Annotated in this window: 20 protein-coding genes; 3 read left to right on the forward strand and 17 right to left on the reverse strand. The window is 68.2% G+C overall.

Going from position 1 to position 25,077, the window contains the following annotated elements; genetic code table 11:
• Positions 1 to 53 precede the first annotated feature (53 nt).
• The 9 genes from ATCM_RS18380 to ATCM_RS18420 all read right to left on the reverse strand — a co-directional run bounded on the left by ATCM_RS18380 (position 54) and on the right by ATCM_RS18420 (position 8,933).
• The gene (locus tag ATCM_RS18380; protein ID WP_132865912.1) at positions 54 to 470 is read right to left on the reverse strand and encodes a roadblock/LC7 domain-containing protein; all 417 of its coding nucleotides are present in this window, start codon (positions 468 to 470) and stop codon (positions 54 to 56) included.
• Positions 463 to 1,011 carry an ATP/GTP-binding protein gene (locus ATCM_RS18385; RefSeq protein WP_132865913.1) on the reverse strand — a complete coding sequence of 183 codons (549 nt, stop codon included), beginning with the start codon at positions 1,009 to 1,011 and terminating at the stop codon, positions 463 to 465. Before ATCM_RS18385 ends, ATCM_RS18380 begins: the two co-directional genes overlap by 8 nt.
• Complete coding sequence (locus ATCM_RS18390) at positions 1,008 to 1,973, reverse strand: hypothetical protein (protein ID WP_132865914.1); 966 nt, start codon at positions 1,971 to 1,973, stop codon at positions 1,008 to 1,010. The genes ATCM_RS18385 and ATCM_RS18390 overlap by 4 nt, the downstream gene beginning before the upstream one ends.
• A gap of 272 nt (positions 1,974 to 2,245) precedes the next feature.
• Positions 2,246 to 4,477 carry an NADP-dependent isocitrate dehydrogenase gene (locus ATCM_RS18395; RefSeq protein WP_132865915.1) on the reverse strand — a complete coding sequence of 744 codons (2,232 nt, stop codon included), beginning with the start codon at positions 4,475 to 4,477 and terminating at the stop codon, positions 2,246 to 2,248.
• Positions 4,478 to 4,878: 401 nt separating this feature from the next.
• Positions 4,879 to 5,361 (reverse strand): hypothetical protein, encoded by a 483-nt coding sequence (locus ATCM_RS18400; protein WP_132865916.1) that lies wholly within the window; start codon positions 5,359 to 5,361, stop codon positions 4,879 to 4,881.
• Positions 5,362 to 5,410: 49 nt separating this feature from the next.
• Complete coding sequence (locus ATCM_RS18405; RefSeq protein ID WP_132865917.1) at positions 5,411 to 5,710, reverse strand: LysM peptidoglycan-binding domain-containing protein; 300 nt, start codon at positions 5,708 to 5,710, stop codon at positions 5,411 to 5,413.
• A 97-nt stretch (positions 5,711 to 5,807) separates the two neighbouring features.
• Positions 5,808 to 6,623: an NADPH-dependent 7-cyano-7-deazaguanine reductase QueF gene (queF, locus tag ATCM_RS18410; protein WP_132865918.1), complete on the reverse strand. Its 816-nt coding sequence runs from the start codon at positions 6,621 to 6,623 to the stop codon at positions 5,808 to 5,810.
• Positions 6,624 to 6,705: 82 nt separating this feature from the next.
• Positions 6,706 to 7,569, reverse strand: a complete 864-nt coding sequence (locus tag ATCM_RS18415) for a DUF4261 domain-containing protein (protein ID WP_132865919.1) — start codon at positions 7,567 to 7,569, stop codon at positions 6,706 to 6,708.
• 47 nt (positions 7,570 to 7,616) lie between these two features.
• Positions 7,617 to 8,933: an amidohydrolase gene (locus ATCM_RS18420; protein ID WP_132865920.1), complete on the reverse strand. Its 1,317-nt coding sequence runs from the start codon at positions 8,931 to 8,933 to the stop codon at positions 7,617 to 7,619.
• Between the two features lie 286 nt (positions 8,934 to 9,219).
• Between ATCM_RS18420 and ATCM_RS18425 the strand changes: the two genes are divergently transcribed.
• Genes ATCM_RS18425 through ATCM_RS18435 form a run of 3 tightly spaced genes read left to right on the forward strand, consistent with a single transcriptional unit; the run spans position 9,220 to position 16,856 of the window.
• A complete protein-coding gene (locus ATCM_RS18425; protein WP_132865921.1) occupies positions 9,220 to 10,458 on the forward strand; it encodes an efflux RND transporter periplasmic adaptor subunit in 1,239 nt (412 codons plus the stop codon).
• 47 nt (positions 10,459 to 10,505) lie between these two features.
• A complete protein-coding gene (locus tag ATCM_RS18430) occupies positions 10,506 to 13,730 on the forward strand; it encodes an efflux RND transporter permease subunit (protein ID WP_132865922.1) in 3,225 nt (1,074 codons plus the stop codon).
• Positions 13,731 to 13,739: 9 nt separating this feature from the next.
• Positions 13,740 to 16,856, forward strand: coding sequence for an efflux RND transporter permease subunit (locus tag ATCM_RS18435; protein WP_132865923.1), 3,117 nt, complete (start codon positions 13,740 to 13,742; stop codon positions 16,854 to 16,856).
• Between the two features lie 323 nt (positions 16,857 to 17,179).
• Here the strand turns inward: ATCM_RS18435 and ATCM_RS18440 are convergent, their stop codons facing one another.
• The 8 genes from ATCM_RS18440 to ATCM_RS18475 form a co-directional block, all read right to left on the reverse strand.
• Positions 17,180 to 18,805, reverse strand: a complete 1,626-nt coding sequence (locus ATCM_RS18440) for a VWA domain-containing protein (protein WP_132865924.1) — start codon at positions 18,803 to 18,805, stop codon at positions 17,180 to 17,182.
• A 71-nt stretch (positions 18,806 to 18,876) separates the two neighbouring features.
• Entirely contained in the window at positions 18,877 to 20,241 is a 1,365-nt protein-coding gene (locus tag ATCM_RS18445; protein ID WP_132865925.1) for a VOC family protein, read from the reverse strand.
• Between the two features lie 168 nt (positions 20,242 to 20,409).
• Positions 20,410 to 20,973 (reverse strand): hypothetical protein, encoded by a 564-nt coding sequence (locus ATCM_RS18450; RefSeq protein WP_243694059.1) that lies wholly within the window; start codon positions 20,971 to 20,973, stop codon positions 20,410 to 20,412.
• Positions 20,974 to 20,975: 2 nt separating this feature from the next.
• The gene (locus ATCM_RS18455; protein ID WP_132865926.1) at positions 20,976 to 21,713 is read right to left on the reverse strand and encodes an HAD family hydrolase; all 738 of its coding nucleotides are present in this window, start codon (positions 21,711 to 21,713) and stop codon (positions 20,976 to 20,978) included.
• A gap of 104 nt (positions 21,714 to 21,817) precedes the next feature.
• Entirely contained in the window at positions 21,818 to 22,174 is a 357-nt protein-coding gene (locus tag ATCM_RS18460) for an EF-hand domain-containing protein (RefSeq protein ID WP_132865927.1), read from the reverse strand.
• Between the two features lie 224 nt (positions 22,175 to 22,398).
• Entirely contained in the window at positions 22,399 to 22,779 is a 381-nt protein-coding gene (locus tag ATCM_RS18465) for a hypothetical protein (protein WP_132865928.1), read from the reverse strand.
• Between the two features lie 51 nt (positions 22,780 to 22,830).
• The gene (locus ATCM_RS18470) at positions 22,831 to 23,508 is read right to left on the reverse strand and encodes a M15 family metallopeptidase (protein ID WP_132866238.1); all 678 of its coding nucleotides are present in this window, start codon (positions 23,506 to 23,508) and stop codon (positions 22,831 to 22,833) included.
• A 10-nt stretch (positions 23,509 to 23,518) separates the two neighbouring features.
• Positions 23,519 to 25,066: a serine hydrolase domain-containing protein gene (locus ATCM_RS18475; RefSeq protein WP_132865929.1), complete on the reverse strand. Its 1,548-nt coding sequence runs from the start codon at positions 25,064 to 25,066 to the stop codon at positions 23,519 to 23,521.
• Positions 25,067 to 25,077: the final 11 nt, after the last annotated feature.

Here is a 25,077-nt window from a genome sequence, read left to right on the forward strand (position 1 = left end):
CGGTCCGTGCGTCGTCAGGCGTACCGGCTCGCCACGACCGCGGGCTCCAGCGCTCAGCCGCTGGACAACTCCGCCTGGATCTTGCGACCGCACTCGCGGGCGCTCCACAGCACGTGGCCGATCACGCTGCGTTGGCCGCAGGCGGCCATCAGCAACAGCGAACCACGCGCCAGCGGGATCGACTGCATCAGCACCTTGCCTTCGCTGGCTTCCAGCATCAGCACTTCCATCGTTCCCAGCGACAGCTCGCGACCCACCGCGCTGGCCAGCGCCAGCATCGCGCTGGTCATCGCCGCCAACCGCTCGCCACTGGACTGCTGCGTGGCCGATTGGGCCAGGGCGAAACCGTCCACGCTGGCCACCACCGCCGCACGCACGCCATCCACCGATTCGGTGAACTCCCTGAGCCGGGCATCCACCGCCGTGACTTCCCAGTCCTCCAGCACCGCTACCCCCCTTGGTTCACCCATGTGCTTCGACCAGTGCCGCCGCTTCCACCTCGCCCATCAACACGTCCATCAACATCATCACTTCGTCTTCCGAACGCGCATCGAACGGCACCAGGGGCAGCGGGCGCCCCGCCACCTCCTGCACGCGCAGCTGGCACGCATCCAGGTCCACGTCGGGTACCAGGTCGAACTTGGACACGCCCACCACCGCCGGAACCCGGTCGGCATGGGTGCGCAGCGTGCGCAGGTAGGTATCCAGTTCGGTCGCCACCTCCGGGCTGGAGGCATCGGCGAGGATCACCACGCCGCGCGCGCCCTGCAGCAACACCGGCCAGATGAAGGAGAAACGCTCCTGCCCCGGCGTACCGTACAGGCGCAGGCGGTCGCCGTTGGGCAGGCTCACGTCGGCATAGTCCATGGCCACGGTGGTGGCCAGCTTGGACGAACTGACGTCGGTGTTGAGCACGTCGGTATCGATCACGGTGCCACCGGCCACCGCACGCACCAGGGTGGACTTGCCGGCGCCCATGGCCCCGAGGACAACGATCTTGTGCTCGATCATGCATGCATTCCCGTGCGGCCGCGGACGCTGCGCCACATCCTGGCCAGCAAGGCACTGGCACCGTGCTTCTGCGCCACCGGCACCGGTGGCGGCGCATCGACCGGCACCTTCACCTCGGCGTAGCCACACAGGTAGGCCGAGCGCATGAACGCCCGCGTGGCATTGATGTCCAGATCCAGCAGCTGGGTGCACTCGGTCAGGCTGCACGGCTTCTTCAACAGCAACGAGCACAGCCGGAACCCATCGTGCTGGTGGGCCAGGACACGGAAATCCGGCCAGCGCAGCAGGTGCATCTGCGCGTTCTGCTGGAGGCGACGTTCGAAATCGCTCCAGTAGTCGCCGTGCTGCGCCATCTGCCACAGCAACGGCCGCAGCGGCTGCCGCGACAGGTTTTCGGCCAATGCCTCGTAGCGCGCCGGCGAGAGCTCCTGCAAGGCGAGCAGTTCAAGCAGTTCGCCCAGTTGCTGGGCCAGCGTCGGTCCCGCGCCGGGGTGCAGGTAGAGCGGGACGGCCTGGTCATGCTCGAAATCGATCAGCAGTTGCGGCTGGCCCTGCAGCGTCAGCAGCGCGCGGCCTTTGCGCTCCTGCAGGCGCTGCCGCAACAGGCGGGTGACCTGCTTGGCGCCGCTGGCCAGGTACAGGCCATCGGTGGTGACATCGACCCGGGGGGCAAGCGCGGACTGGATCTGCTGGTCGTCCAGGAACACCGGCGTGGCCGCGCGTCCATCGTGTACGGCACCGTCGTCGTCGTGCATCCACAGCCGCATCGATGGCCGCTTGCTGGCCATGTGCAGCGCCGCGCTGCGCAGTGCCGGCGTGTCGCGCACCAGCAGCAGGTCGCATTGATCCAGGTCCACGCAGCGTTGCAACGCCTCCGGCGGCAACCCCGCAGCCTTGCGCAACCGGCCGAGCAATACCTGCTCTTCACGGTTGTCAGAGCCCACCACCAGCACTCTGGTCATGCCTGTCCCCTTTCGACGCCGTGCGTCATGCATTTCCATGGCAGTCCAATGAGGCTATGCCAGATGCCGGCTGTGAAAGGGTGACTGCTCCCACAGTTCGATTTGTCAGGAAGTCTTTCACGCCTATACGTTCGTCGTAGGCATGCGTAGGCGGTAACCAAAATGAAAGAAGCCTGCATCCGACAACGGTTGCAGGCTTCTCTTACGTGCTGGCGCCCGCAGCGGCTTGTGTAACGGCCGCTACTGAAAGGCGCCGTAGCGCTTCACATCACTCAACCCTTCAGCTTGGCCAGCGCCGCATTGAAGGTGGCGCTCGGGCGCATCGCCGGGCCGGCCTTGGCCAGGTCCGGGCGGTAGTAGCCGCCGATGTCCACGGCCTTGCCCTGCACCGCGACCAGTTCGTCGACGATGGTCTGCTCGTTGCCGGCCAGCGCCTCGGCCAGCGGTGCGAACCTGGCCTTCAGCGCGGCATCATCGTTCTGCTCGGCCAGGGCCTGCGCCCAGTACATGGCCAGGTAGAAGTGGCTGCCGCGGTTGTCGATGGTGCCGAGCTTGCGGCCCGGCGAGCGGTCGTTGTCCAGGAACGTGCCGTTGGCCTCGTCCAGCGCCTTGGCCAGCACGGCGGCGGCCTTGTTGTCGTAGCGCTGGGCCAGGTGCTCCAGCGACGCGGCCAGGGCCAGGAACTCGCCCAGCGAATCCCAGCGCAGGTAGTCCTCTTCGACGAACTGCTGCACGTGCTTCGGGGCCGAACCACCGGCGCCGGTCTCGAACAGGCCACCGCCGGCCATCAGCGGCACGATCGACAGCATCTTGGCGCTGGTGCCCAGCTCCAGGATCGGGAACAGGTCGGTGAGGTAGTCGCGCAGCACGTTGCCGGTCACCGAGATGGTGTCCTGGCCCTTCCGGATGCGCTCCAGCGAGAACGCGGTGGCTTCCACCGGCGACAGGATGCGGATGTCCAGGCCGTTGGTGTCATGGTCCTTGAGGTAGCGCTCGACCTTGGCGATCACCTGCGCGTCGTGGGCGCGGGCAGCATCCAGCCAGAACACCGCCGGGGTGCTGCTCAGGCGGGCGCGGGACACGGCCAGCTTCACCCAGTCCTGGATCGGCGCGTCCTTGGTCTGGCACATGCGCCAGATGTCACCGGCTTCCACGGTGTGCTCGAACACCACGTTGCCGGCGTCGTCGGTGACGGTGACCACGCCATCGGCCGGGATCTGGAAGGTCTTGTCGTGCGAGCCGTATTCCTCGGCCTTCTGTGCCATCAGGCCGACGTTCGGCACCGAGCCCATCGTGGCCGGGTCGAACGCACCGTGTGCCTTGCAGTCTTCAATCACCGCCTGGTACACGCCGGCGTAGCAGCGGTCCGGGATGACGGCCTTGGTGTCCTGCAGCTTGCCTTCGGCGTTCCACATCTTGCCCGAGTCACGGATCATCGCCGGCATCGAGGCGTCGACGATCACGTCCGACGGCACGTGCAGGTTGGTGACGCCCTTGTCGGAGTTGACCATGGCCACGGCCGGGCGCTTGGCGTACTCGGCGGCGATGTCGGCCTTGATCGCTTCCTGGGTGGCTTCGGGCAGCTGCGGCAGGCGCGCGTACAGGTCGCCGATGCCGTTGTTGGCGTCGAAACCGACTTCCTTCAGGGCGGCGGCGTGCTTGGCCAGCACGTCCTTGTAGAACTCCTCCACCACCACGCCGAACATGATCGGGTCGGAGACCTTCATCATCGTCGCCTTCAGGTGCAGCGAGAACAGCACGCCCTGGGCCTTGGCATCGGCCACCTGGGCGTCGATGAAGCTGGCCAGTGCTTTGCGGCTCATCACCGAGGCGTCGACGATCTCGCCGGCCTTGACCGCGGTCTTTTCCTTCAGCACGACAGTCTTGCCATCGTTCTGGACCAGCGCGATCTTCAGGCTGCCGGCATTGGCCAGCGTGGCCGACTTCTCGCTGCCGTAGAAATCACCGCCCTCCATGTGAGCGACGTGCGACCTGGAATCGCTGCTCCACGCGCCCATGCGGTGCGGGTGCTTGCGGGCGTAGTTCTTGACCGACAGCGGCGCACGGCGGTCGGAGTTGCCTTCGCGCAGCACCGGGTTCACCGCGCTGCCCTTGACCTTGTCATAGCGCGCCTTGATGTCGCGCGAGACGTCGTCGGTGGGTACATCCGGGTAGTTCGGCAGCACGTAGCCCTGGTCCTGCAGCTCCTTGATGGCGGCCTTGAGCTGCGGCACCGAGGCGGAGATGTTGGGCAGCTTGATGATGTTGGCGTCCGGCTGGGTCGCCAGCTCGCCCAGCTCGGCCAGGTCGTCGCTGATCTGCTGGCCGTCCTTCAGGTAGTCCGGGAACTGCGACAGGATGCGGCCGGACAGGGAGATGTCACGGGTCTCGACCGAGATACCGGCGGTGGCGGTATAGGCATCGACGATCGGCAGCAGCGACTGGGTCGCCAGGAACGGAGCTTCGTCGGTGAGCGTGTAGATGATCTTCGGCGTATTCGACATGGGGGCAGGAACTCTCTTGCTGACGGATGCGTTGCGTGGTGAACGGGGGTGGCCGGTGCAGCGGGCGCGTGCAATGCCCGGCCCCGGGCCGGGCCGCCGTGGGGAAACCTTTGCATTGTCGCGTTTTCACCCGGGTCCGGCAAAAGCGCGCCATACGCAAACGTAGGGATGATCGCGGCGTTTCCAATGCAACAGTGCGCAGGCCTTGGCGTGCCTTGCATCACGGCCCGGTGCATGCTGCTGGTCTCAGCTGCAACCGATGCGGCTGTCCCGGGACAGGCCCGGCGGACGCGCGGGCGCGGTGGCATGCGACCGGATGCGGCGCATAAAAAAGGCGCAGCCAATCGGCTGCGCCCATGCGTACCACCGGCGGGAGAGAGTGCGCCGGTGGACGCCCTACCTCACTTCACTTCGAACTGCTGCGAGCCCGCCGACTTGCCATCGACGGTCACGTCGGCGGTGTACTTGCCTGCCGGCCAGCCGCTGGGCTTGGTGAACTCGACATTGGTGGTGCCGGTGTCGGTGGCATTGAGCGTCGCGCTCTGCTCGCCGGCCACCTGGCCGTCCTGGTAGGTCAGCTTGGCGCCGACGGTGACATTGTTGGCGGTGCCACTGGTCTTCACCGAGACCACGATCTTGTCCTTGGTGCCGAGCATGGCCACCGGCGCCACGGACTGGTCGGCGGCAACGGTGTTGCCCACCGTCACCGAGGTGACGGACAACGCCGGCGCAGCCGGTTCAGCCATCGGAGCCGGGGCCGGAGCCGGGGTGCTGGCGGCCGGCGGCGGCGGTGCGGCTTCCTCTTCCTTCTTCTTGCAACCGACCAGCGCGACGGCGCCGATCACAGCGATCATCAGGGCACTGCTGAGCGAAGTCTTCTTCATGGATTGCTCCGGTATGTGTTTGGTTTTGGACAGCGGAAACGGGGCTGCATCAGGCCTGGCGCGGCGGAATCCTGAGGACCTGGCCGGGGAAGATCTTGTCCGGGTCGTCCAGCGCATCCCGGTTGGCCTCGAAGATCTGCTTCCACGCGTTGGCGTCGCCGAGCAGGTGTTTGGCGATCTTGGAAAGGTTGTCACCCTTCTGCACCGTGTACTGCTGCTCGCTCACGATCTGCTCGGTGCTGGTCACCGATGCGGTCACATCTGAAAAGTCCGCTTTCTGCACGATCTGCTCCGTACTGGTGACGGAGGCAGAAACGTCAGAGAAATCCGCCTTCTTGTCGGTACCCATCCAAGCCACTCCGCTTCTTGACTGGCGACCACGATTACACGCCGCCTGTTAAGGTTTTATCTCGGCCGTGTAAAAACCAGCGTACGGGGCTGAATGTTCATTGACGCAGGTCGCGGATCGGCGCGGTGGCGGCGGTCCGGTCCGGGCTGGCCCGGCGCGGATTGATGTCCAGGCCGCCACGGCGGGTGTAGCGGGCCTCCACCTCCAGCGAGGCTGGGCCGCAGCGGCGCTGCAGGTCCAGGAAGATGCGCTCCACGCACTGCTCGTGGAACTCGGCATGGTCGCGGTAGCTGACCAGGTAGCGCAGCAGGCCTTTGCGGTCGATGCGCGGCCCGCGGTAACGAATGCTGACGCTGGCCCAGTCCGGCTGGCCGGTGACCGGGCAGTTGGACTTGAGCAGGGCCGAGGTCAGGGTCTCCTCGACCACCGAGCCGGCGTCGGCCAGCAGGAAGCCGGCGTCCGGCGGCCCGTAGCAGTCGATGTCCACGTCGACGTGGTCCACCGACTCACCGTCCGCCCCGGCGAAGGCCGGCAGGCCGAACTCGACCCGCACGTCGGCGCCGGCGCAGGCCGACAGATCGGTGGCGATGCGCTCGCGCACCGCCTCGGGCCGGTTGAAGCGCGCGTTGTTGAGCGAGTTCAGGTACAGCTTGAGCGACTTGGACTCGATCAGGTTCGGCGAGGTCGCCGGCACCCACAGGGTCAACGTCTCCACGCACGGCTTGCCGCGGGCGTCCAGCCAGCCCAGTTCATAGGCATGCCAGCGGTCTTCGCCGTGGAAAGGCAGGTCGCCGCCGCCCAGGCCGATTTCCGAGCGCGCCCCGGCACGGGGGATCGGGAACAGCAGGCTGGCGTCGTACTGGCGGGGGTAGCCGACCTCGCGGCCGAGGCTGGAATCTTGGGGGGTATTCATCGGCGCCATTGTAGGGGCAGCAGTTTGAGCGGCGGATTTACCGACACCCGCTTTCACTGCACACCCCACCCCAGGCGCAGGTTCAGTTCAGCAGCCGCTTCCACCACGACGTGCCCGGCTTGGCCTGCGGCACTTCCTCGCTCTGCAGGCGCATCACCTGCCGCTCCGGGTCCAGCGCCGAGGGGCCGTAGACGACGCGGATGCGTTCCTCGGCACTGGCCCCCAGGGTGTCCCCATCGCTGATGACCATGCCGTTCTCGACCAGGTAATCGACGATGCCGGTGAGCCGGCCGAATACCTCCTCGGCACTGTCCTGGGTCTCGGGAATCTCGATGTCCATCAGCCCCAGCATGTCCATGCCGCGGGTGTGACCGGTCATCACCCCGTCCGGGCGGGCGCCGACGTTGATCGCCACCCAGGCGATCGGCATCGGCGCAGGCAGGGTGGCCTGGGTCAGTTCACGGAACAGGCCCGGCAGCACCACGTGGTTGGCACTGCCGAAATACACCGCCTGGATGCTGTCGGACAGGGCGATGGCCGAGGCCAGCACGCGGCTGAGCAGCGCGGCCTGGGCGACCAGGTTGGTGTCCTGGCCGTCCTGGCCGAACGCCATCACGGTGACGATGGTGTGCGCGGCGTAATCCACCGGCGCCGGCGTGGCGTCGGGCCACAGCCGGCTGTGCGCGCAGATCTGGTCGATGTCGTCGCCGATCTGCACCGGGATCGGCATCAGCGCGATCAGCGCATCGCCGTACTCCAGGCATTGCATCGGCGACTCGTCGCCGCCGTCCGCCTTGCCCTGGCCGTCCTCGGCGGGCATCTCGCCCAGCCGCAGCAGCGACGGGTCCAGGTCGGGCCAATCGCTGCGCATCTGCGCCAGCAGAGCGTGCGCGGTGAGCGTGGGATCAAGCTGCGATTGCAGCAGCATGGCCAGGCTGGCGCTCATGGGAGTGTCCTTCTTCCGTGTCGAGGGGGGCACGACACTACCGGGAGTCAGCCAGCCTTGCCACCGTGCAGGTAGTCCAGCGACACCTGAAGCAGCGCGCGCAGGCCGACGTCCAGCGCCTTTTCATCGAGCAGGAACTTCGGCGAATGGTTGCTGGGCGCGGTCGCCGGGTCGATGCCCGGGGACGTCGAGCCGACGAAGAAGAACATCGCCGGGACCTGCTGGGCATACAGCGAGAAGTCCTCCGAGCCCATCTGCAGCGGCGGCTCGTAGACGTTGTCCGTGCCCACCACGGCCTGCAGGCTGGGCAGCATGCGCGCGGTCAGGGCCGGGTCGTTGACCGTGGCCGGGTTGCCGTCGTTCTCGTAGATGTCGGTCACCGCGGTGGCGCCGTGCGCGGCGGCGGTGTGCTCGGCGACGTTGCGCAGGTCGGCGAAGATCTGCCGGCGCATGTCCGCATCGAAGGTGCGGATGGTGCCGACCATCTCCACCGAGTCGGGGATGATGTTGTAGCGGATGCCGCCCTTGATCGCGCCGACGGTCAGCACCGCCGGCTGCCTGGACAGGTTGGCGCGGCGGCTGACGATGGTCTGCGCGGTACCGATCAGGTCGGAGGCGGCGACGATCGGGTCGATCCCGTTCCACGGCGCCGAGCCGTGGGTCTGGCGGCCGTTGACGGTGATCGAGAAGCGGTCCGAGGCCGCCATCAGCGGGCCGCCGCGCACCGCGATCTGCCCGGCCTGGACGCTGGAGAACACGTGCAGCCCGAACACGGCCTCGGGCTTGAAGTCCTTGAACAGGCCCTGCTTGAGCATCAGGTCGGCGCCGCCCTGCTCCGGCGGCGGCGCGCCTTCCTCGGCCGGCTGGAAGATCAGCATCACTTCACCCGGCAAGCGGTCGCGCATGGCCACCAGCGCATCGGCCACGCCCAGCAGGGTGGCGGTATGGGCATCGTGGCCGCAGGCGTGCATCACCCCGACCTGCTCGCCGCGGTACTCGGCCTTGGCCCTGGAAGCGAACGGCAAGCCGGTCTGCTCGGTGACCGGCAGCGCGTCCATATCGGCACGCAGGGCGATCTTCGGGCCCGGCAGGCCACCCTTGATGATCGCCACCACGCCGTGCACGGCAACACCGGTCTTCGGCTGCAGGCCCATCGCACGCAGGCGCTCGGCGACCTTGGCGGCGGTGCGCTCCTCGCGGTTGGAGAGCTCGGGGTGTTCGTGGAAATCGCGACGCCAGTCCACCACCTGCTGCTGCAGCCGCCTGGCCGCCTCCGCCACTTCCGGGCGTTGTGCCTGCTGGGCCTGCGCCAGCGGGGAGAGGGCGCACAGCAGCGCGGTCAGCAACACGGTCGTGCGGGCCATCGGCAATTCCTTGGAAAGGGAGCGTTGGGGGACTGTAAGCCAGAACCGGGGCCGTGCGCCGCCGGGGCGTGACCGGAAGGCTTCGGCCGAGCGTGGCTCGGCACTGCCGGGACAATGACGGCCGGCGTGGCACTACGGCGGTCAACCGGGGGCGCTCTGGAACGTTCACACCCTGTCGCGGTCTGAGCGCGTAGGCCATCGGTCATGAAACAGACCGACACGGGCCAGCGCTATCCTTGGCAGCTTGATCGTTTCTTCCCCTTATCGGTTTCTCAGGAGTTTTCGCATGTCGCGTTTCTGGAAGATTGTGCTGCTGGTCATCGCAGTGCTGCTCGTGGCCGGGATCGGCTACCGGGTGATGGGGGGCGGCAAGCAGAAGGCGGGCGCGCCGGCGGCAGATGCCATGCGCGGGGGCCAGGGCGGGGGCAATGACGCCCCGGTGCCGGTCACCGTGGTCGCCGCCGAGCGCCGGAACGTGCCGGTGTACGTGACCGCCCAGGGCACGGTGACCGCCTACAACACCGTCACCGTCAGCCCGCAGGTGGGCGGTGAGCTGCTGAGCGTGAACTTCCGCGAAGGCCAGGCCGTGAAGAAGGGTGAGCTGCTGGCGCAGATCGACCCGCGCACCTTCCAGGCCCAGTACGACCAGGCCGCGGCCAGCAAGCGCCAGAACCAGGCCCTGCTGGCCACCGCGCAGTCCAACTTCGAGCGCTCCAACTCACCGGAATACCGCCAGTTCGTCGCGCAGACCGACCTGACCACGCTGCGCAACCAGGTGGCCCAGTACCAGGCCGCGGTCGCCGCCTCGCAGGCGTCGATGGACCAGGCCAAGGTGCAGCTGGACTACACCCGCATCACCTCGCCGATCAACGGCGTTGCCGGCATCCGCGCGGTGGACCCGGGCAACGTGGTCAGCGCCGGCACCCAGATCGTCACCGTGACCCAGCTGCAGCCGATCTACGTGCTGTTCAACCTGCCCGAGCAGCAGCTCGACGCGGTGCGCAGCGCCCAGCAGTCCGGCCCACTGCAGACTGCCACGCTCGACCGCGAGGGCGGCAGCGTGGTCAACGCCGACGGCAAGCTGCAGGTGGTGGACAACCAGATCAGCAGCACCAGCGGCACCTTCCGCCTGCGCGCCGAGTTCGGCAACGCCGAGGGCGCGTTGTGGCCGGGCCAGTTCGTCAACGTGCGCATGCAGCTCAACGAGCTGCCCGATGCGGTGGTGGTGCCGGCCGAAGCCGTGCAGCGCAGCAGCAACAGCGACTTCGTCTACCTGATCAAGGCCGATGGCACGGTGACGCTGCGCGACGTGGTCCAGGGCGGCCAGGTCGATGACAGCCACGTGGTGATCAGCAAGGGCCTGCAAGGCGGCGACAAGGTGGTCACCGAAGGCCAGTTCCGCCTGAAGGAAGGCAGCAAGGTGACCCAGCTGGCGCCGGGCCAGGCACCGCCGGAACCGACCGAGGACCAGCTCAAGGCGGCCAGCCAGAAGGGCCGTGGCGGCAGGGGTGGCCCGCCGCGCTGACGCGCCGCGCGCCCTCCGTCCCTCCCCCTTCGCACCAGGAATCGCCCGTGGGCTTCTCGACTATCTTCATCCGCCGACCGATCGCCACTTCACTGCTGATGATCGGCCTGATGCTGCTGGGCATCCTCGGCTACCAGCGCCTGCCGGTGGCCGCGTTGCCCGAGATCGAGGCGCCCAGCCTGGTGGTGACCACGCAGTACCCCGGTGCCAGCGCGCAGACCATGGCCTCGCTGGTGACCACGCCGCTGGAGCGGCAGCTGGGCCAGATCTCCGGCCTGGACATGATGACTTCCGACTCCTCGGCCGGGCTGTCCAGCATCGTGCTGCAGTTCTCGATGGAGCGCGACATCAACACCGCCGCGCAGGACGTGCAGGCCGCGATCCGCCAGGCCACCCTGCCCAGCTCGCTGCCCTACCAGCCGGTCTACAACCGGGTGAACCCGGCCGATGCGCCGATCCTGACCCTCAAGCTGGCCTCGGACACGCGCCCGCTGCGCGAGGTCAACGACCTGGCCGACTCGGTGCTGGCCCAGCGCCTGTCGCAGACCGACGGCGTGGGCCTGGTCTCCATCGCCGGCAACGTGCGCCCGGCCGTGCGCATCCAGGCCAACCCGGCGCAGTTGTCGAACATGGGCATGACCCTGGAGGACCTGCGCAGCGCGCTGACCCAGGCCAACGTCAACGCGCCCAAGGGCTCGCTCAACGGCAAAACGCAGAGCTACACGCTGTCCACCAACGACCAGCTGGCCGACGCGGCGGCGTACAACGACATCATCATCCGCTACCAGAACGGTGCGCCGGTGCGCCTGCGCGACGTGGCCAAGGTGGTCGACGGCGTGGAGAACGACCAGATCGCCGCCTGGGCCGACGGCAAGCCGGCGGTGCTGCTGGAAGTGCGCCGGCAGCCCGGCGCCAACATCGTCAAGACGGTGGAGAGCATCCGCCAGATCCTGCCCAGCCTGCAGGCGATGCTGCCGGCCGACGTGACGCTGGACGTGTTCTCCGACCGCACCGTGACCATCCGCGCCTCGGTGCACGACGTGCAGTTCACGCTCATCCTCACCATCTGCCTGGTGGTGGCGGTGATCTTCGTGTTCCTGCGCCGCCTGTGGGCCACGGTGATCCCGTCGGTGGCGGTGCCGTTGTCGCTGCTGGGCACCTTCGGGGTGATGGCCTTCGCCGGCATGTCGCTGGACAACCTGTCGCTGATGGCGCTGACCGTGGCCACCGGCTTCGTGGTCGACGATGCGATCGTGATGATCGAGAACATCGTGCGCTACATCGAGCAGGGCAAGGACGGCCAGGAAGCGGCCGAGGTGGGTTCGAAGGAGATCGGCTTCACCGTGCTGTCGCTGACGGTGTCGCTGATCGCGGTGTTCCTGCCGCTGATCCTGATGCCCGGCGTCACCGGGCGCCTGTTCCACGAGTTCGCGTGGGTGCTGTCGATCGCGGTGGCGATCTCGATGCTGATCTCGCTCACGCTCACGCCGATGATGTGCGCCTACCTGCTCAAGCCCGACGCCCTGCCCGAGGGTGACGACGCCCACGAGCGCGCGGCCGCCGCAGGCAAGGTCACCGCCTGGTCGCGGCTGGTGCACGCCTACGAGCGCAGCCTGGACTGGGTGCTGCGCCACCAGCGCCTGACCCTGGGCATCGCACTGGCCTCGGTGGCGCTGACCGTGCTGCTGTACATGGCCATCCCCAAGGGCCTGCTGCCCGACCAGGACACCGGCATGGTCACCGGCGTGGTGCTGGCCGACCAGAACGTGGCCTTCGACCAGATGCAGCAGCGCACCCAGGCCGTGGCCGAGGCGCTGCGCCACGACGAGGCGGTCACCGGCGTGGCCGCCTACATCGGCGCCGGCACCATGAACCCCACGCTCAACCAGGGCCAGCTGAGCATCGTGCTCAAGGACCGTGGCGAGCGTGACGGGTTGGACGTGATCCTGCCGCGCCTGCAGGCCGCCGCCGCGCATATCCCCGGCGTCGCGCTGTACCTCAAGCCGGTGCAGGACGTGACCCTGGACACGCGCGTGGCCGCCACCGCCTACCAGTTCTCGCTCTCGGACATGGACAGCACCGAGCTGGCCGCCCAGACCGAGCGCGTCACCGATGCGCTGCGGCGCCTGCCCGAGCTGGCCGACGTGGACAACAACCTGGCCAACCATGGCCGGGCGCTGCACGTGCAGGTGGACCGCGACAAGGCCAGCCGCTACGGCGTGCCGATGCAGACCATCGACGACACCCTGTACGACGCCTACGGCCAGCGCCAGATCTCCACCATCTTCACCCAGCTCAACCAGTACCGCGTGGTGCTGGAAGTCGCGCCGGAGTTCCGCAACAGCGACGCGCTGATGAACCAGCTGGCGATCGGCAGCAACGGCAGCGGCACGCTGACCGGCAGCAACGCCACCACGCTGGGCCAGGTGAGCTCGAGCAACTCCTCCACCGCCACCGGCATCGGCAACAGCAACACCGGCATCGCGCTGGGGGGTGGCGGCAGCATCCCGCTGTCGGCCATCGCCACCGCGGTGCCCGGCACCGCGCCGCTGATCGTCAGCCACCAGCAGCAGCTGCCGTCGGCGACCATCTCCTTCAACCTGGCCCCGGGCTACTCGCTGTCCGAAGGCGTGGACGCCATCAACAAGGCGGTGGCCGAACTGCAGCTGCCCCAGCAGATGCAGGCCCAGTTCATCGGCACCGCCGCCGAGTTCTCCAGCAGCCAGACCGACGTGGTGCTGTTGCTGCTGGCCGCCATCGCGGTGATCTACATCGTGCTGGGCGTGCTGTACGAGAGCTACATCCACCCGCTGACCATCATCTCCACGCTGCCGCCGGCCGGCGTCGGCGCGTTGCTGGCGCTGTACCTGTGCGGGATGAGCCTGTCGGTGGATGGCATCGTCGGCATCGTGCTGCTGATCGGCATCGTTAAGAAGAACGCGATCATGATGATCGACTTCGCGCTGGACGCGCAGCGGGCCGGCGCCAACGCGTACGACGCGATCCGCCGTGCCTGTCTGCTGCGCTTCCGCCCGATCATGATGACCACCGCGGCGGCGATGCTGGGCGCGTTGCCGCTGGCGCTGGGCACCGGCATCGGCTCGGAGCTGCGCCGCCCGCTGGGCGTGGCCATCGTCGGCGGCCTGCTGCTCTCGCAGCTGGTCACGCTGTACACCACGCCGGTGATCTACCTGTACTTCGAGCGCCTGTCCGAATGGGCGGCCAGGCGCCGCGAGCAGCGTGCCGCCGCGCGCCTGCACGCCGCCCGCTGAGGCGCACGGATGAACATCTCCGCGCCCTTCATCAAGCGCCCGATCGGCATCGGCCTGCTCGCCATCGGCCTGTTCTTCGCCGGCCTGGTCTGCTACCTGCGGCTGGGCGTGGCGGCCCTGCCGAACCTGGCGATCCCGGTGATCTTCGTGCAGGCCTCCAACACCGGTGCCGACGCCAACACCATGGCCGCCACGGTGACCGCGCCGCTGGAGCGCCACCTCGGCCAGGTACCGGGCATCGACACCATGCGCTCGAGCAGCAGCGACGGGCGCAGCATGGTGTTCCTGATGTTCAACACCAGCCGCGACATCGACGCCGCCGCGCAGGACGTGCAGGCCGCGATCAACGCGGCGATGGCCGACCTGCCGGCCGGCATCAACACGCCCACCTACCAGAAGGCCAACCCCAACGATGACCCGGTGATCGCGCTGGCGCTGACCTCGGAAACACAATCGGTCGCCGAGCTGTACAACCTGGCCGACTCGCTGCTGGCGCAGCGGCTGCGCCAGTTGCCGGGCGTGTCGCAGGTGGACATCGCCGGTGCCTCGACGCCGGCGGTGCGCATCGACCTCAACCTGCGTGCGATGACCGCGCTGGGACTGAGCCCGGACGACCTGCGCAATGCCATGCGCGCGGCCAACGTGGCCTCGCCGTTGGGCTTCCTCAGCGACGGCAGCAGCCAGACCGCGATCGTGCTCAACGACCAGGTGCGCAAGGCCTCGGACTTCGCCAACGTCGCCATCTCCACGCATGACGGCGCGGTGGTGCGGCTGAAGGACATTGCCACCGTCTACGACGGCCAGCAGGACGCCTACCAAGCCGCCTGGTTCAACGGCAAGCGCGGCGTGCTGATGTATGTGTACCTGCGCAGCGGCGACAACCTGGTCGCCACCGTGGACCGGGTCAAGGCCGCGGTGCCGATGCTGACCGGCTACCTCGACGCCGGCACCACGCTGACCCCGTACTTCGACCGTACCCCGACCATCCGCGCCTCGCTGACCGAGGTGCAGATCACCTTGATGATCAGCCTGGCGATGGTGATCCTGACCATGGCGCTGTTCCTGCGCCGGCTGGCACCGACGTTGATCGCGGCGGTGACCGTGCCGTTGTCGTTGGCCGGCGCCGCGCTGGTGATGAGCACGCTGGGCTTCACCCTCAACAACCTGACCCTGCTGGCGCTGGTGATCGCCATCGGCTTCGTGGTCGATGATGCGATCGTGGTGATCGAGAACATCATGCGCCACCTTGATGAGGGCATGCCGCGCAGGCAGGCCGCGCTGGCCGGTGCCCGCGAGATCGGCTTCACCATCGTCTCGATCACCGCATCGCTGGTGGCGGTGTTCCTGCCGATCATCTTCGCCCAGGGCATGCTCGGTGCGTTCTTCCGCGAGTTCACGCTGACCCTGGTGGCGGCGATCGTCGTTTCGGCGATCGTCTCGCTGACCCTGACCCCGGCACTGTGCGCACGCTTCCTGCAGCCGCATGAGGCCCACGTGCGCGAGTCGCGTACCCATCGCATGCTCGACCGCATGCACGAAGGGATGTTGCGCCTGTACACCGTGGCGCTGGACTTCTCGCTGCGCCACTGCCTGCTGCTGGCGCTGACCCCGCTGCTGCTGATCGTGGCGATGGTGATGCTGGCCGGCGCGGTCAGCAAGGGCTCCTTCCCCGAGCAGGACACCGGGCTGATCTGGGGCCGGGCCAGCTCCAGCGCCACCGTGTCCTTCCAGGAAATGAGCACGCGCCAGCGCCGCCTCAGCGACATGTTCCTGGCCGACCCGGCGGTGAAGATGGTCGGCTCACGGCTGGGCTCCAGCCGCCAGGGCAGCAGCGCGCAGTTCAACATCGAGCTGAAGACCCGCCAGGACGGCCGCCGCGAGCCGACCAAGGACGTGGTCGCCCGCCTCAGCGCCAAGGCCGCGCAGTTCCCCGACCTGGACGTACGCCTGCGTGCGATCCAGGACCTGCCCTCCGACGGCGGTGGCGGTGGCCAGGGCGCGCAGAACCGCGTGACCCTGCAGGGCAACGACGCCGACCAGCTCGCCGAGTGGCTGCCCAGGCTGGTGGAAGTGCTCAAGCAGAACCCCAAGCTGCGCGACGTGGGTTCGGACGTGGACAAGGGCGGGCTGATGCAGAAGATCGTCATCGACCGCGAGAAGGCCTCGCGGCTGGGCGTGAGCATCGGTGCCATCGACGGTGCGCTGTATGGCGCGTTCGGCCAGCGCCAGATCTCCACCATCTACGCCGACCTCAACCAGTACGGCGTGGTGGTCAACGCGCTGCCCAGCCAGACCGCCAGCCCCTCGGCGATCGAGGACCTGTACGTGGCCTCCAGGAGCGGCCAGATGATCCCGCTGACTGCGCTGGCCCACCAGGAAGCCGGCCTGGCGCCGTCGCAGGTGACCCACCAGAACCAGTACACGGTGATGGACCTGAGCTACAACCTGGCCCCGGGCGTGAGCAGTGGCGAGGGCGATGCCATCGTCAAGGCCGCCATCGATGGCCTGCGCATGCCGGGGGACATCCGCCAGACCGAACGGGGCGGCTTCGGCCAGGCCACCGATCCATCGGCGATGCTGATGCTGATCATCGCCGCGATCGCCACGGTCTACATCGTGCTGGGCATGCTGTACGAGAACCTGGTGCACCCGGTGACGATCCTGTCGACCCTGCCCGCGGCGGGCATGGGCGCGCTGCTGGCGCTGTGGGTGACCAACACCGACCTGTCGGTGATCTCGATGATCGCGCTGGTACTGCTGATCGGCATCGTCAAGAAGAACGCGATCATGATGATCGACTTCGCGCTGGTGGCCGAGCGCGAGCACGGCAAGTCGCCGGCCGAGGCAGTGCGCGAGGCGAGCATCGTGCGGTTCCGCCCGATCATGATGACCACGATGGTGGCCATCCTGGCCGCGCTGCCACTGGCCATCGGCATCGGCGAGGGTTCGGAACTGCGCCGCCCGCTGGGTATCGCGATGATCGGCGGCCTGCTGATCTCGCAGAGCCTGACCCTGCTGAGCACGCCGGCGCTGTACGTGATCTTCTCGTGCCTGCAGAAGCATTGGCGCAACTGGCGTGCGCGTGCGAAGGAGCGCAAGCGCCTGCGCAGACTGGCCCGTGCGTGAGTGACCGACGGGCCGGGAGTGCATTCCGGCCTGTGTGACGCGACGGGCTTGCAGGCGACACGCTCTGCCCTTCCCTTTGCAGGACGCGCTCTGCCCCCTCCCTTTGCCGCAGGCAAGGGGAGGGCTGGGGAGGGGTGCCGTTGGTCTGGCTGTTCCGTTGCAGTGGTTGCCATGTATGCCGCGGAAAGCGCAGGACCATCAGGCGCCCAAGCGCAAAGCCAAAGCAACCCCGACTCTCCCCTGCGCTGCGCGCAAGGGAGGGGGAAGATCAACCGCAACAGCACTGGCGGTGGCAGCTGCACCGCTGGCACGGCTCCGCCGCGTCAATCCGCCTTCTGCGCGGGGCGTGCAGGCGTTTCCACCAGCCCCTGCCCCGCCTTGACCAGCTGGATGAACTGCGCGCGCTCGCCTTCCGGGTCATCACCGCGCGCGTCCCGCGCCGTTGCGATGATCTGCTCCCAGCTCCAGCCCGGCATGCGCTCGCCACCGCGCAGTGCATCGGCAAAGCCCGCCACCGCCGAGGCGAACCGCAGCGACTCGCTCGGCGTCGCGCGCAACGTGCTGGCCAGCACCGGCTGGCGGATCAGTTCACTGCTGTCGCTGCCCGGCAGCTTGTAGCGCAGGCGTACATCGGCCACCTCGTCCCCGTGGGCAGTGCCGGCCGGTGCCTTGTCTGCGTACCGCAACGCCGGCAACTGCTCGGCTCCACTGCCCACCGGCACGATCTCGTACAACGCGGTCACTTCATGGCCGGGGCCGATGTCACCGGCATCCACCTTGTCGTTGGCGAAGTCCTCGTTGTTCAGCACGCGGTTCTCGTAGCCGATCAACCGGTACTCCGACACCCGCGCCGGATTGAACTCGACCTGGATCTTCACGTCACGGGCGATGGTGAACAGCGTGCTGCCCATCTCGCGCACCAGCACCCGCCGTGCTTCGGACAGGCTGTCGATGTAGGCATGGTTGCCGTCGCCGACATCGGCCAGGCGCTCGGCCATCGCATCGTTGTAATTGCCGGTGCCGAAGCCCAGCGTGGTCAGCGCGATGCCGCTCTTGCGACGGTCACCGACCAGCGTCTCCAGCGCCTGGCGGTTGGCCACGCCCACGTTGAAATCACCGTCGGTGGCCAGGATCACGCGGTTGGCGCCACCTTCGACATAGGACTGGCGCGCCATCGCATAGGCCAGTTCGATGCCGGCACCGCCGTTGGTGCTGCCGCCGGCCTGCAGGCGTTCGAGCGCGGCGATGATCTTCCCATGCTGGTCGCCCGGGGTCGGCTCCAGTACCAGGCCCGCCGAACCGGCGTAAGCGACGATGGCCACCCGGTCCTGGCTGCGCAGCTGCGGCACCAGTTGCGCGAAGGCGCGCTTGAGCAGCGGCAGCTTGTCCTGCGAATACATCGAGCCGGAGGTGTCGACCAGGAACACCAGGTTCATCGGCGGCAGCGCGGCCCGGGACTGTTCGTAGCCCTTGATGCCGATCATCAGCACCTGCCTGCGCGCGTCCCAGGGCGCGCGCGCCAGCTCGGTATGCACGCGGAACGGCACCGCCTTGTCGGCCGGCACCGCGTAGCCGTAGTTGAAGTAGTTGATGAACTCCTCGGCACGCACCGCATCGGCCGGTGGCCGCACGCCATCATCGAGCATGCGCCGTACGTTGCTGTAGCTGCCGGTGTCCACGTCCACCGAGAAGGTCGAGACGGGTTGCTCGGTGGTGCGCTTGACCGGGTTGTCGTCCGGCCGCTCGTAGACCTCGGTGTTGGCCGCAGGCACAACCTGCGAGCCGGTCATGACGATGGTGTTGAGGGTCGGGGCGCCCGCCATCCTTGCCATCGGCGCCGGTGGCGCGGGCAGCGGTGAAGGCATGGGTCCAACGTGCCTCACCTTCTGCGAGCAGCCCGCCACGACCACGGCGGCCACCAGCACCATCACGCAACTGCGTACTTTCATCGGCCAACTCCTTGCCTGGGGTTGGGCGGAGCATAGCGCCCCGCCCGCCATCGGCAAGCATCGGCCGTCGGTCAGGCGCGCAGGCTGGCCAGCGATGCGTCCTGGAGCTGCTGGTAGATGCCGAACTCGTCGCTGACCTTGGCCCCCAAGGCCTGCTCGAAGGCATCGCGGTTGGCGCGGGCGGCGTAGGCACGCTGCTCATCACCGCCCAGGTTGGACTGGAAGATGCCCGCGGCACTCACCGGCAGGAAGTCCTCGTAGATGATCGGATCGGCACTGGCCAGGCCGCGTGCGATCAGCACCTCGGCCGGCAGGTCGCGCTCGGCCACCGGCAACGCACGGCCCGCCTCGGTCAGCGCGTAGCGGTAGTAGCCCAGCCCTTCGCGGCGCAGCACGTCGTGGTCGTCCGGGAAGCCGGCGAAGGCGGCCTGCAGGCGCTGCATGTAGTCGCCGCCGGTGCTTCCGGCACCGCCGCTCTCGCGCGCCTGTGCCAGCAGGGTGTCATACAGCGCACGCCCCTTCGGGGTCAGCGCCAGGCCACGCTGCTCGATCTCGCCGAAGCGCGCGGTGTGGGTACCGGCCTCGTTGTCGGCACCGGACGGGAAATGCACCATCTCCTCCAGCGCCTTGAAGCTGGTCTGGCGCAGCAGGATCGGGCACTCCCGGCGCGGCGGGCCTTCGATCACCGCCTTGGCGGCCAGGCCACGTTCGTGCATCGCTGCCTGCGCAGCATCGATGTCCAGCGTGCGCGGGGTGAGATGGTTGATGTGCGGGCCGCGGAAGCTGACCACGTCGGCCATCAGGCGATGCGCGCCATGCAGCGCGTGGTAGGTCTGCAGCGAGACGGTGGCTTCGTTGTGCCAGCGGAAGGTCTCCAGCGCCTCGACCACGAAGCGCCAGGCGTCGTCTTCGACCAGGCCACCGTCGCGCTCGCACTGCTCGATCAACTGCAGCACGCCCGGGGTGAAGATGTTGCGGCGGGACAGGATCTGCGCGGCCTGCGTGCGCAGCGCTTCATCGTCGATCAGCTCCAGCCGCAGCAGCGAGGTGAACACGCGGAACGGGTTGCGGTTGAGCGACTCGCCGTCCACCGGGCGGAACGCGGTGGAATGCACCGGCACGCCGGCCACTGACAGGTCGTAGTAGCCCACCGGCTGCATGCCCATCACCGCGAACAAACGACGCAGCGTCGCCAGTTCCTGCGCGGTACCGACGCGGATCGCGCCATGGCGCTCCACGTCCAGCCGCTCGCGCTCGCCGCTGCGCTGCATCTGCTCGGCCATTGCCGGCTGCGCCGCCAGCACCTCGGCGTTGATCTCGCCCACCAGTTCCACCAGGGTGCCGTACAACGGCACTTCGGTGCGGTACATGTGCGACATGGCCTGCGAGAACAGGCTGCGGATGTGGTCGGAGGAAACGAAACGGTCGGCGGTCATGACTGGGCGCGCTGGCGCGAAATCGAAGGAACCGCCATTTTCGCCCGGAATGCGGTGCCGCGCCTATCCGCCCGGCAACAAAAGCCCCCGTGCCAGCGGTGTCAACGACGCCCGCCCGGCGCGATGCCCCGCCCCGCCGCCATCAGGCTCGCAGGGGGTTCCGCTCGCTCACTGCGCCTTGCGCGCGGCCGCATCCCGCTTCGCGCGATCGCCCAACTGGCGCTGCAGCAGCGGATCCAGGCGGATCGGCCGGTCCCAGTGGTCGTAGCTGGCCACGATGGCATGGCGCAGGGCCCGCCATTGCAGGTTGTCCACCGCCCGGCCATCGCGCTCGAGCACGGCCTTCCAGTCCGCGTCCGGCTGGGCGGTGCGGGCACGCACCCACTCCCGGCAGCCGGTCGCGCTGGCCTGGCCCCAGAAGCAGGCCAGGTAGACATCGGCCGGTGCCCAGCCATGCGCCTGCATCAGTGCCTGGACATACCCCGGGCGTGCCCCGGCATAGCGCACCAGTTCATCCAGGAAGGCATCCGGATAGCGCGCCGCATAGGCATTGATGTCGGCCAGCTGCCGGTCCACCCAGGCATCGCCGGTGGCCGCCGCGTACGCAGGTGCGGGGGCCGTGGCCGGTGCCGCGGCGGGCTGCTGCGCGCCCGCCACGGGGGCTCCCGTGAGCAGGCCCAGCACCAGCAACGTCAGCACGGGCCGGCGCTGCCGATGGCGGACGCTGCCCATGCTCAGCCAGCCTGCGCCGCGATGGCGCGTACCGCCTGGACCCACTGGTGCGCGGTATCGGCCTGGTGCAGGCGCGGCGCATCGTCGGATACACCGTGCTCGGCCTCGTGTGCCCAGGTGACCGCATACGGCGTGTACACGCCCCAGCCGCCGAGCTCCAGCACCGGCTCGATGTCCGACCGCAGCGAGTTGCCCACCATCACGAAGCGCTCGGCCGGCAGGTTGAACTCGGCCAGCACGCGCGCGTAGGTGGACTGGTCCTTCTCCGAGACGATCTCGATGCGCGGGAACAGGTCGCGCAGGCCCGAACGCTTGATCTTCTGCTCCTGGTGAAACAGGTCACCCTTGGTGATCAGCACCACCGGGTATTCGGCGGCGATGGCGGCAACGGCGTCGCGCACGCCGTCGATCACGTCCACCGGGTGCTGCAGGGTGCGGCGGCCGATCTCGATCACCTGGCGCAGGTGGTGGGCGGAGATCTTCTCGTCGGTGAGCTCGATCGCCGCTTCCAGCATCGACAGGGTCATGCCCTTGGCGCCATAGCCGAAGATGGCCAGGTTGCGCCGCTCCACGGCCAGCAGGTGGCGGGCGGTATCGGCATCGTGCAGGTCGATGTAATGGCCGAGGATGGATTCGAACTCCTGCTCGGCCAGGCGGTAGTAGTCCTCGCTCTTCCAGAGCGTGTCATCGCCATCGAAGCCGACCAGGCCGATGGCGGAGGGGGAAGTGGTCTGGTTCATGCGCGACAGGATACCGCGTTACCCCGTACCGCCATGCCGCGCACCACCCCGGAAACAGGAGCGCCCCTCTCCCCAGCCGGGAAAGGGGCGCTCCACCTGTGGGCTTACTTCTGCTGCTTGGCCGCGTAGGCGCGGTACTCGTCCGGGGTCAGCTTGCCGTCCTTGTCGGCGTCGGCGTCATCGAACACCTGCGACAGGCCGGCGTTGGCCTGCGCCTCGGTCTTGCTGATGCTGCCGTCACCGTCGGTATCGACGCTGCCCCAGGTCTGGCCGCCATTGGCGGCGGCCGACGCCTGTGCGGCGTTGGCCGATGCATCGGCCGCGGCATCCTGCGCCTGCTGCGCCGCAGCTTGGGCGGCGGCGGCCTGGTCCTGTGCATCCTGGGCCATGGCCGGCATCGCCAGAGCGGAGCCCATCAGTGCGGCCAGGGCGAACAGCGGGGCGCGATTACGAATGGTCATCAGGTTTTCCTCGTCGTTGTTGGGAAAGCGCGGCAGGTTCCGCACGGCCCCAACCCTGACGGCCTCCAGCTGAATCGTCCTTGCCCCGGAAATCCACTGCAGACGTGGCCTTAACCACTCCCCTGCCCACTGCGGTTACCGCCGCGGTTAGCCGCTCGTGAAGTGGATGTAAGCCACCGATTCAACTGTTCCAGCAAAGGCACCTATCGGCCTGGAAACGGCGCTCAGGGTGCATCGGTGGCGTCCTGCGCCAGGTGCCGGGAACTGAATGCCCACCAACCCAGGCCCACGCCGATCAATGCACCGATCACTTCCAGCACCACGCGCGTCCCCAACTGGTCCGGATCGTGGATCGCCGCCAGCGCCAGGCGGGCATACAACGGTGACTCCAGCCGCACCATGCCCAGGTAGAACAGGTTCCAGCCATCCACGCCGCTGGAGATGGCCACCGCGGCAAGGCTGGACCAGCCCACCGCATGCCCATGCGACAGGCCATGCCGCCGGCACACCTGCCACCACAGCGCGTAGACCACGAAGCCGACGGCCAGCGCGATCAATGCCGCTTCGAAGGAGCCGAGCAGGCCGTAGTGCAGGACCAGGTTCATGGGGCAACGGGGAGATGACAGGGACAGGCAGTCTACCTGCCATGCCCCGGCTCAACGCACCGGGAAGTCGTACGCCGTGTCCGGGGTGGGCTCCGGCTTGAAGGTGAAATGCCACCATTCCATCGGGTAGTTGGCAAAGCCCTCGGCCTGCATCGCGTCGAGCAGCAACCGACGGTTGTGCGCCTGCGCCGCGCTGATGTCCGGGCTGGCGGTATGCGCCAGCGGATCGAAGCGATCGAAGCCGGTGCCCATGTCCAGCGCCGTGCAGTCGTCGCCACGGCAATCCAGCAGGCCCAGATCGACGGTGGCGCCGCGGCTGTGGCCGGAGGTCTCGGCGATGTAGCCATCGAGCAGGGTGCGTTTGTCGAGGTTGGGGTAATAGCGCGGCTTGGCGATCTGGTCGGCCGGGTCATGCACCCAGGCCACGAAGGCCTTCACCGAGCGTACCGGCCGATAACAGTCGTACAACTGCAGCGCCATGCCCTGCGCCTGCAGGCTGCGCTGTACCCGCGCCAGCGCCGCGGCCACCGGTTGCAGCAGATAGCAGCGCGGCGCCTCGTAGCCGGGCACGACGCGGCCGGTGAAGTTGTCCTGGCCGGCGTAGCGCATGTCCAGCACGAAACCCGGTGCCAGGGTGGCGACATCGACCATGTCCGCCTGCTGCGGCGTGGTGGCGGGCGAGACATCGACCGCCGTCGCGGCGCCGGCGGCGCTGCCCAGCAGCACCATCAGCACCGTGTTACGGACACGCGCCGACACGGTGGAATTCCAAGTCCTGGTAGTCATAGCTGAAGTCGATCTCCGGGTCGATGGCGCGCATGCGCATGACAGGGTGCGCCGCATCACCGGAGAATTCCAGCCACGCATCGGCGTCCTCGCCCAGGTCCTGGAACGCGACGAACCACTGCGTGCCGCTGCGCATCACCGGGCCTTGCAGCGTCGGTGACTTGACCGAAGCGAACGCGACACCGCCACCCGTGGCACACAGCCGCACCTCGCCGAACCACGGATCGCGCCAGACACCCAGCGCATCCGCCACTTCGGCCGGCTGCGCGGCCTTGCGATCGGCCAGTGCCGGACGCACGTGGCCGGCGGCCTGCCGCTGCCGCGCGGCCTGCTCCATCTGCCCGGCGTAATACAGCACGTCCGGCGCGTTGGACGGCGCCGTGTACTGCTTGAGCAGGGCCTGGGTCAGGGCGGTGCGCGCGTCCTCCGCCTCGCCGTTGATCAGCATCACCACGCCGGTCCTGCGATCCGGCAGCAGCGCCAGCGACGAATACATGCCCGACAGCGTGCCGGTATGCGCGACCTTCCATTGCCCATCCATGTCGGACAGGCGCCAGCCATAGCCATAGGCGGAGAAATGGCTGTTGTCCCACTCGCGCTGGCGCTGGCTGATCGGCATCGGCATGTGCGCCGTCCACAACGCGCGGCGCTGGGTCTCGTCCAGCCACCCCGGCGCCTGCGCCGGATCCAGCAGCACCTGCATCCAGCGCAGCATGTCATCCAGGCTGCAGCGGATGCCACCAGCGGCCATCGACGGGAAATCCTCCACGCGTGCCGGGTCGGCCGCGGCGGCGATGTCGTGCCCGTCGTTGCGGTAGTGCGGGCGCGCGATGTTGTCCACCGTGGCCGGCGACCATTCGCCCACCTGGCAGCGCCGCATGCCCAAGGGTTCGAAGATCTCCTGCCGCACCAGCTGCGCGTAGGGTTTGCCGCCCGCCACCGCGGCCACCTCACCGGCGACCACGTACAGCAGGTTGTCGTAGGCGTAGTCGGCGCGGAAGCTGCCGGTCGGCTTGAGATGCGCCAGCCCGGCGATGATGTCGGCACGCCCGAAGTGGTTCGGCTCCGGCCACAGCATCAGGTCGCCGGCCCCCAGCCCGAGCCCGCTGTTGTGGATCAGCAGGTCGCGTACCTGCAGGTTGCGCGTCACCCACGGGTCATGCATGCGGAACTGCGGCAGGTACCGCGTGACCGGGTCATCCCAGCGCAGCTTGCCGGCCTGCACCAGCCGCGCCAGCACCGCGGCGGTCATCGCCTTGGTGTTGGAGGCGATCTTGAACAGCGTCTCCGGATCGACCGCACGGCCCTCGCCTACGGCCAGTTCACCGCGGCTGATGCGCTGGACGACCTTGCCGTCCTCGATCACGCCCACGGCGATGCCCGGCAGGCGGTAGTGCTGCACGGCCTGGTCGACCAGCACTTCGCTGCGCGACGGACCGGCGGCCTGCGCCACGCCGGTGACGGCCAGCGCGCAGAGCCATGCAAGTTGCTTGATGCCCATCACTGCCTCCC

The sequence above is a fragment of the Stenotrophomonas sp. ATCM1_4 genome (assembly GCF_004348115.1).
GTDB classification, from domain to species: domain Bacteria; phylum Pseudomonadota; class Gammaproteobacteria; order Xanthomonadales; family Xanthomonadaceae; genus Stenotrophomonas; species Stenotrophomonas capsici.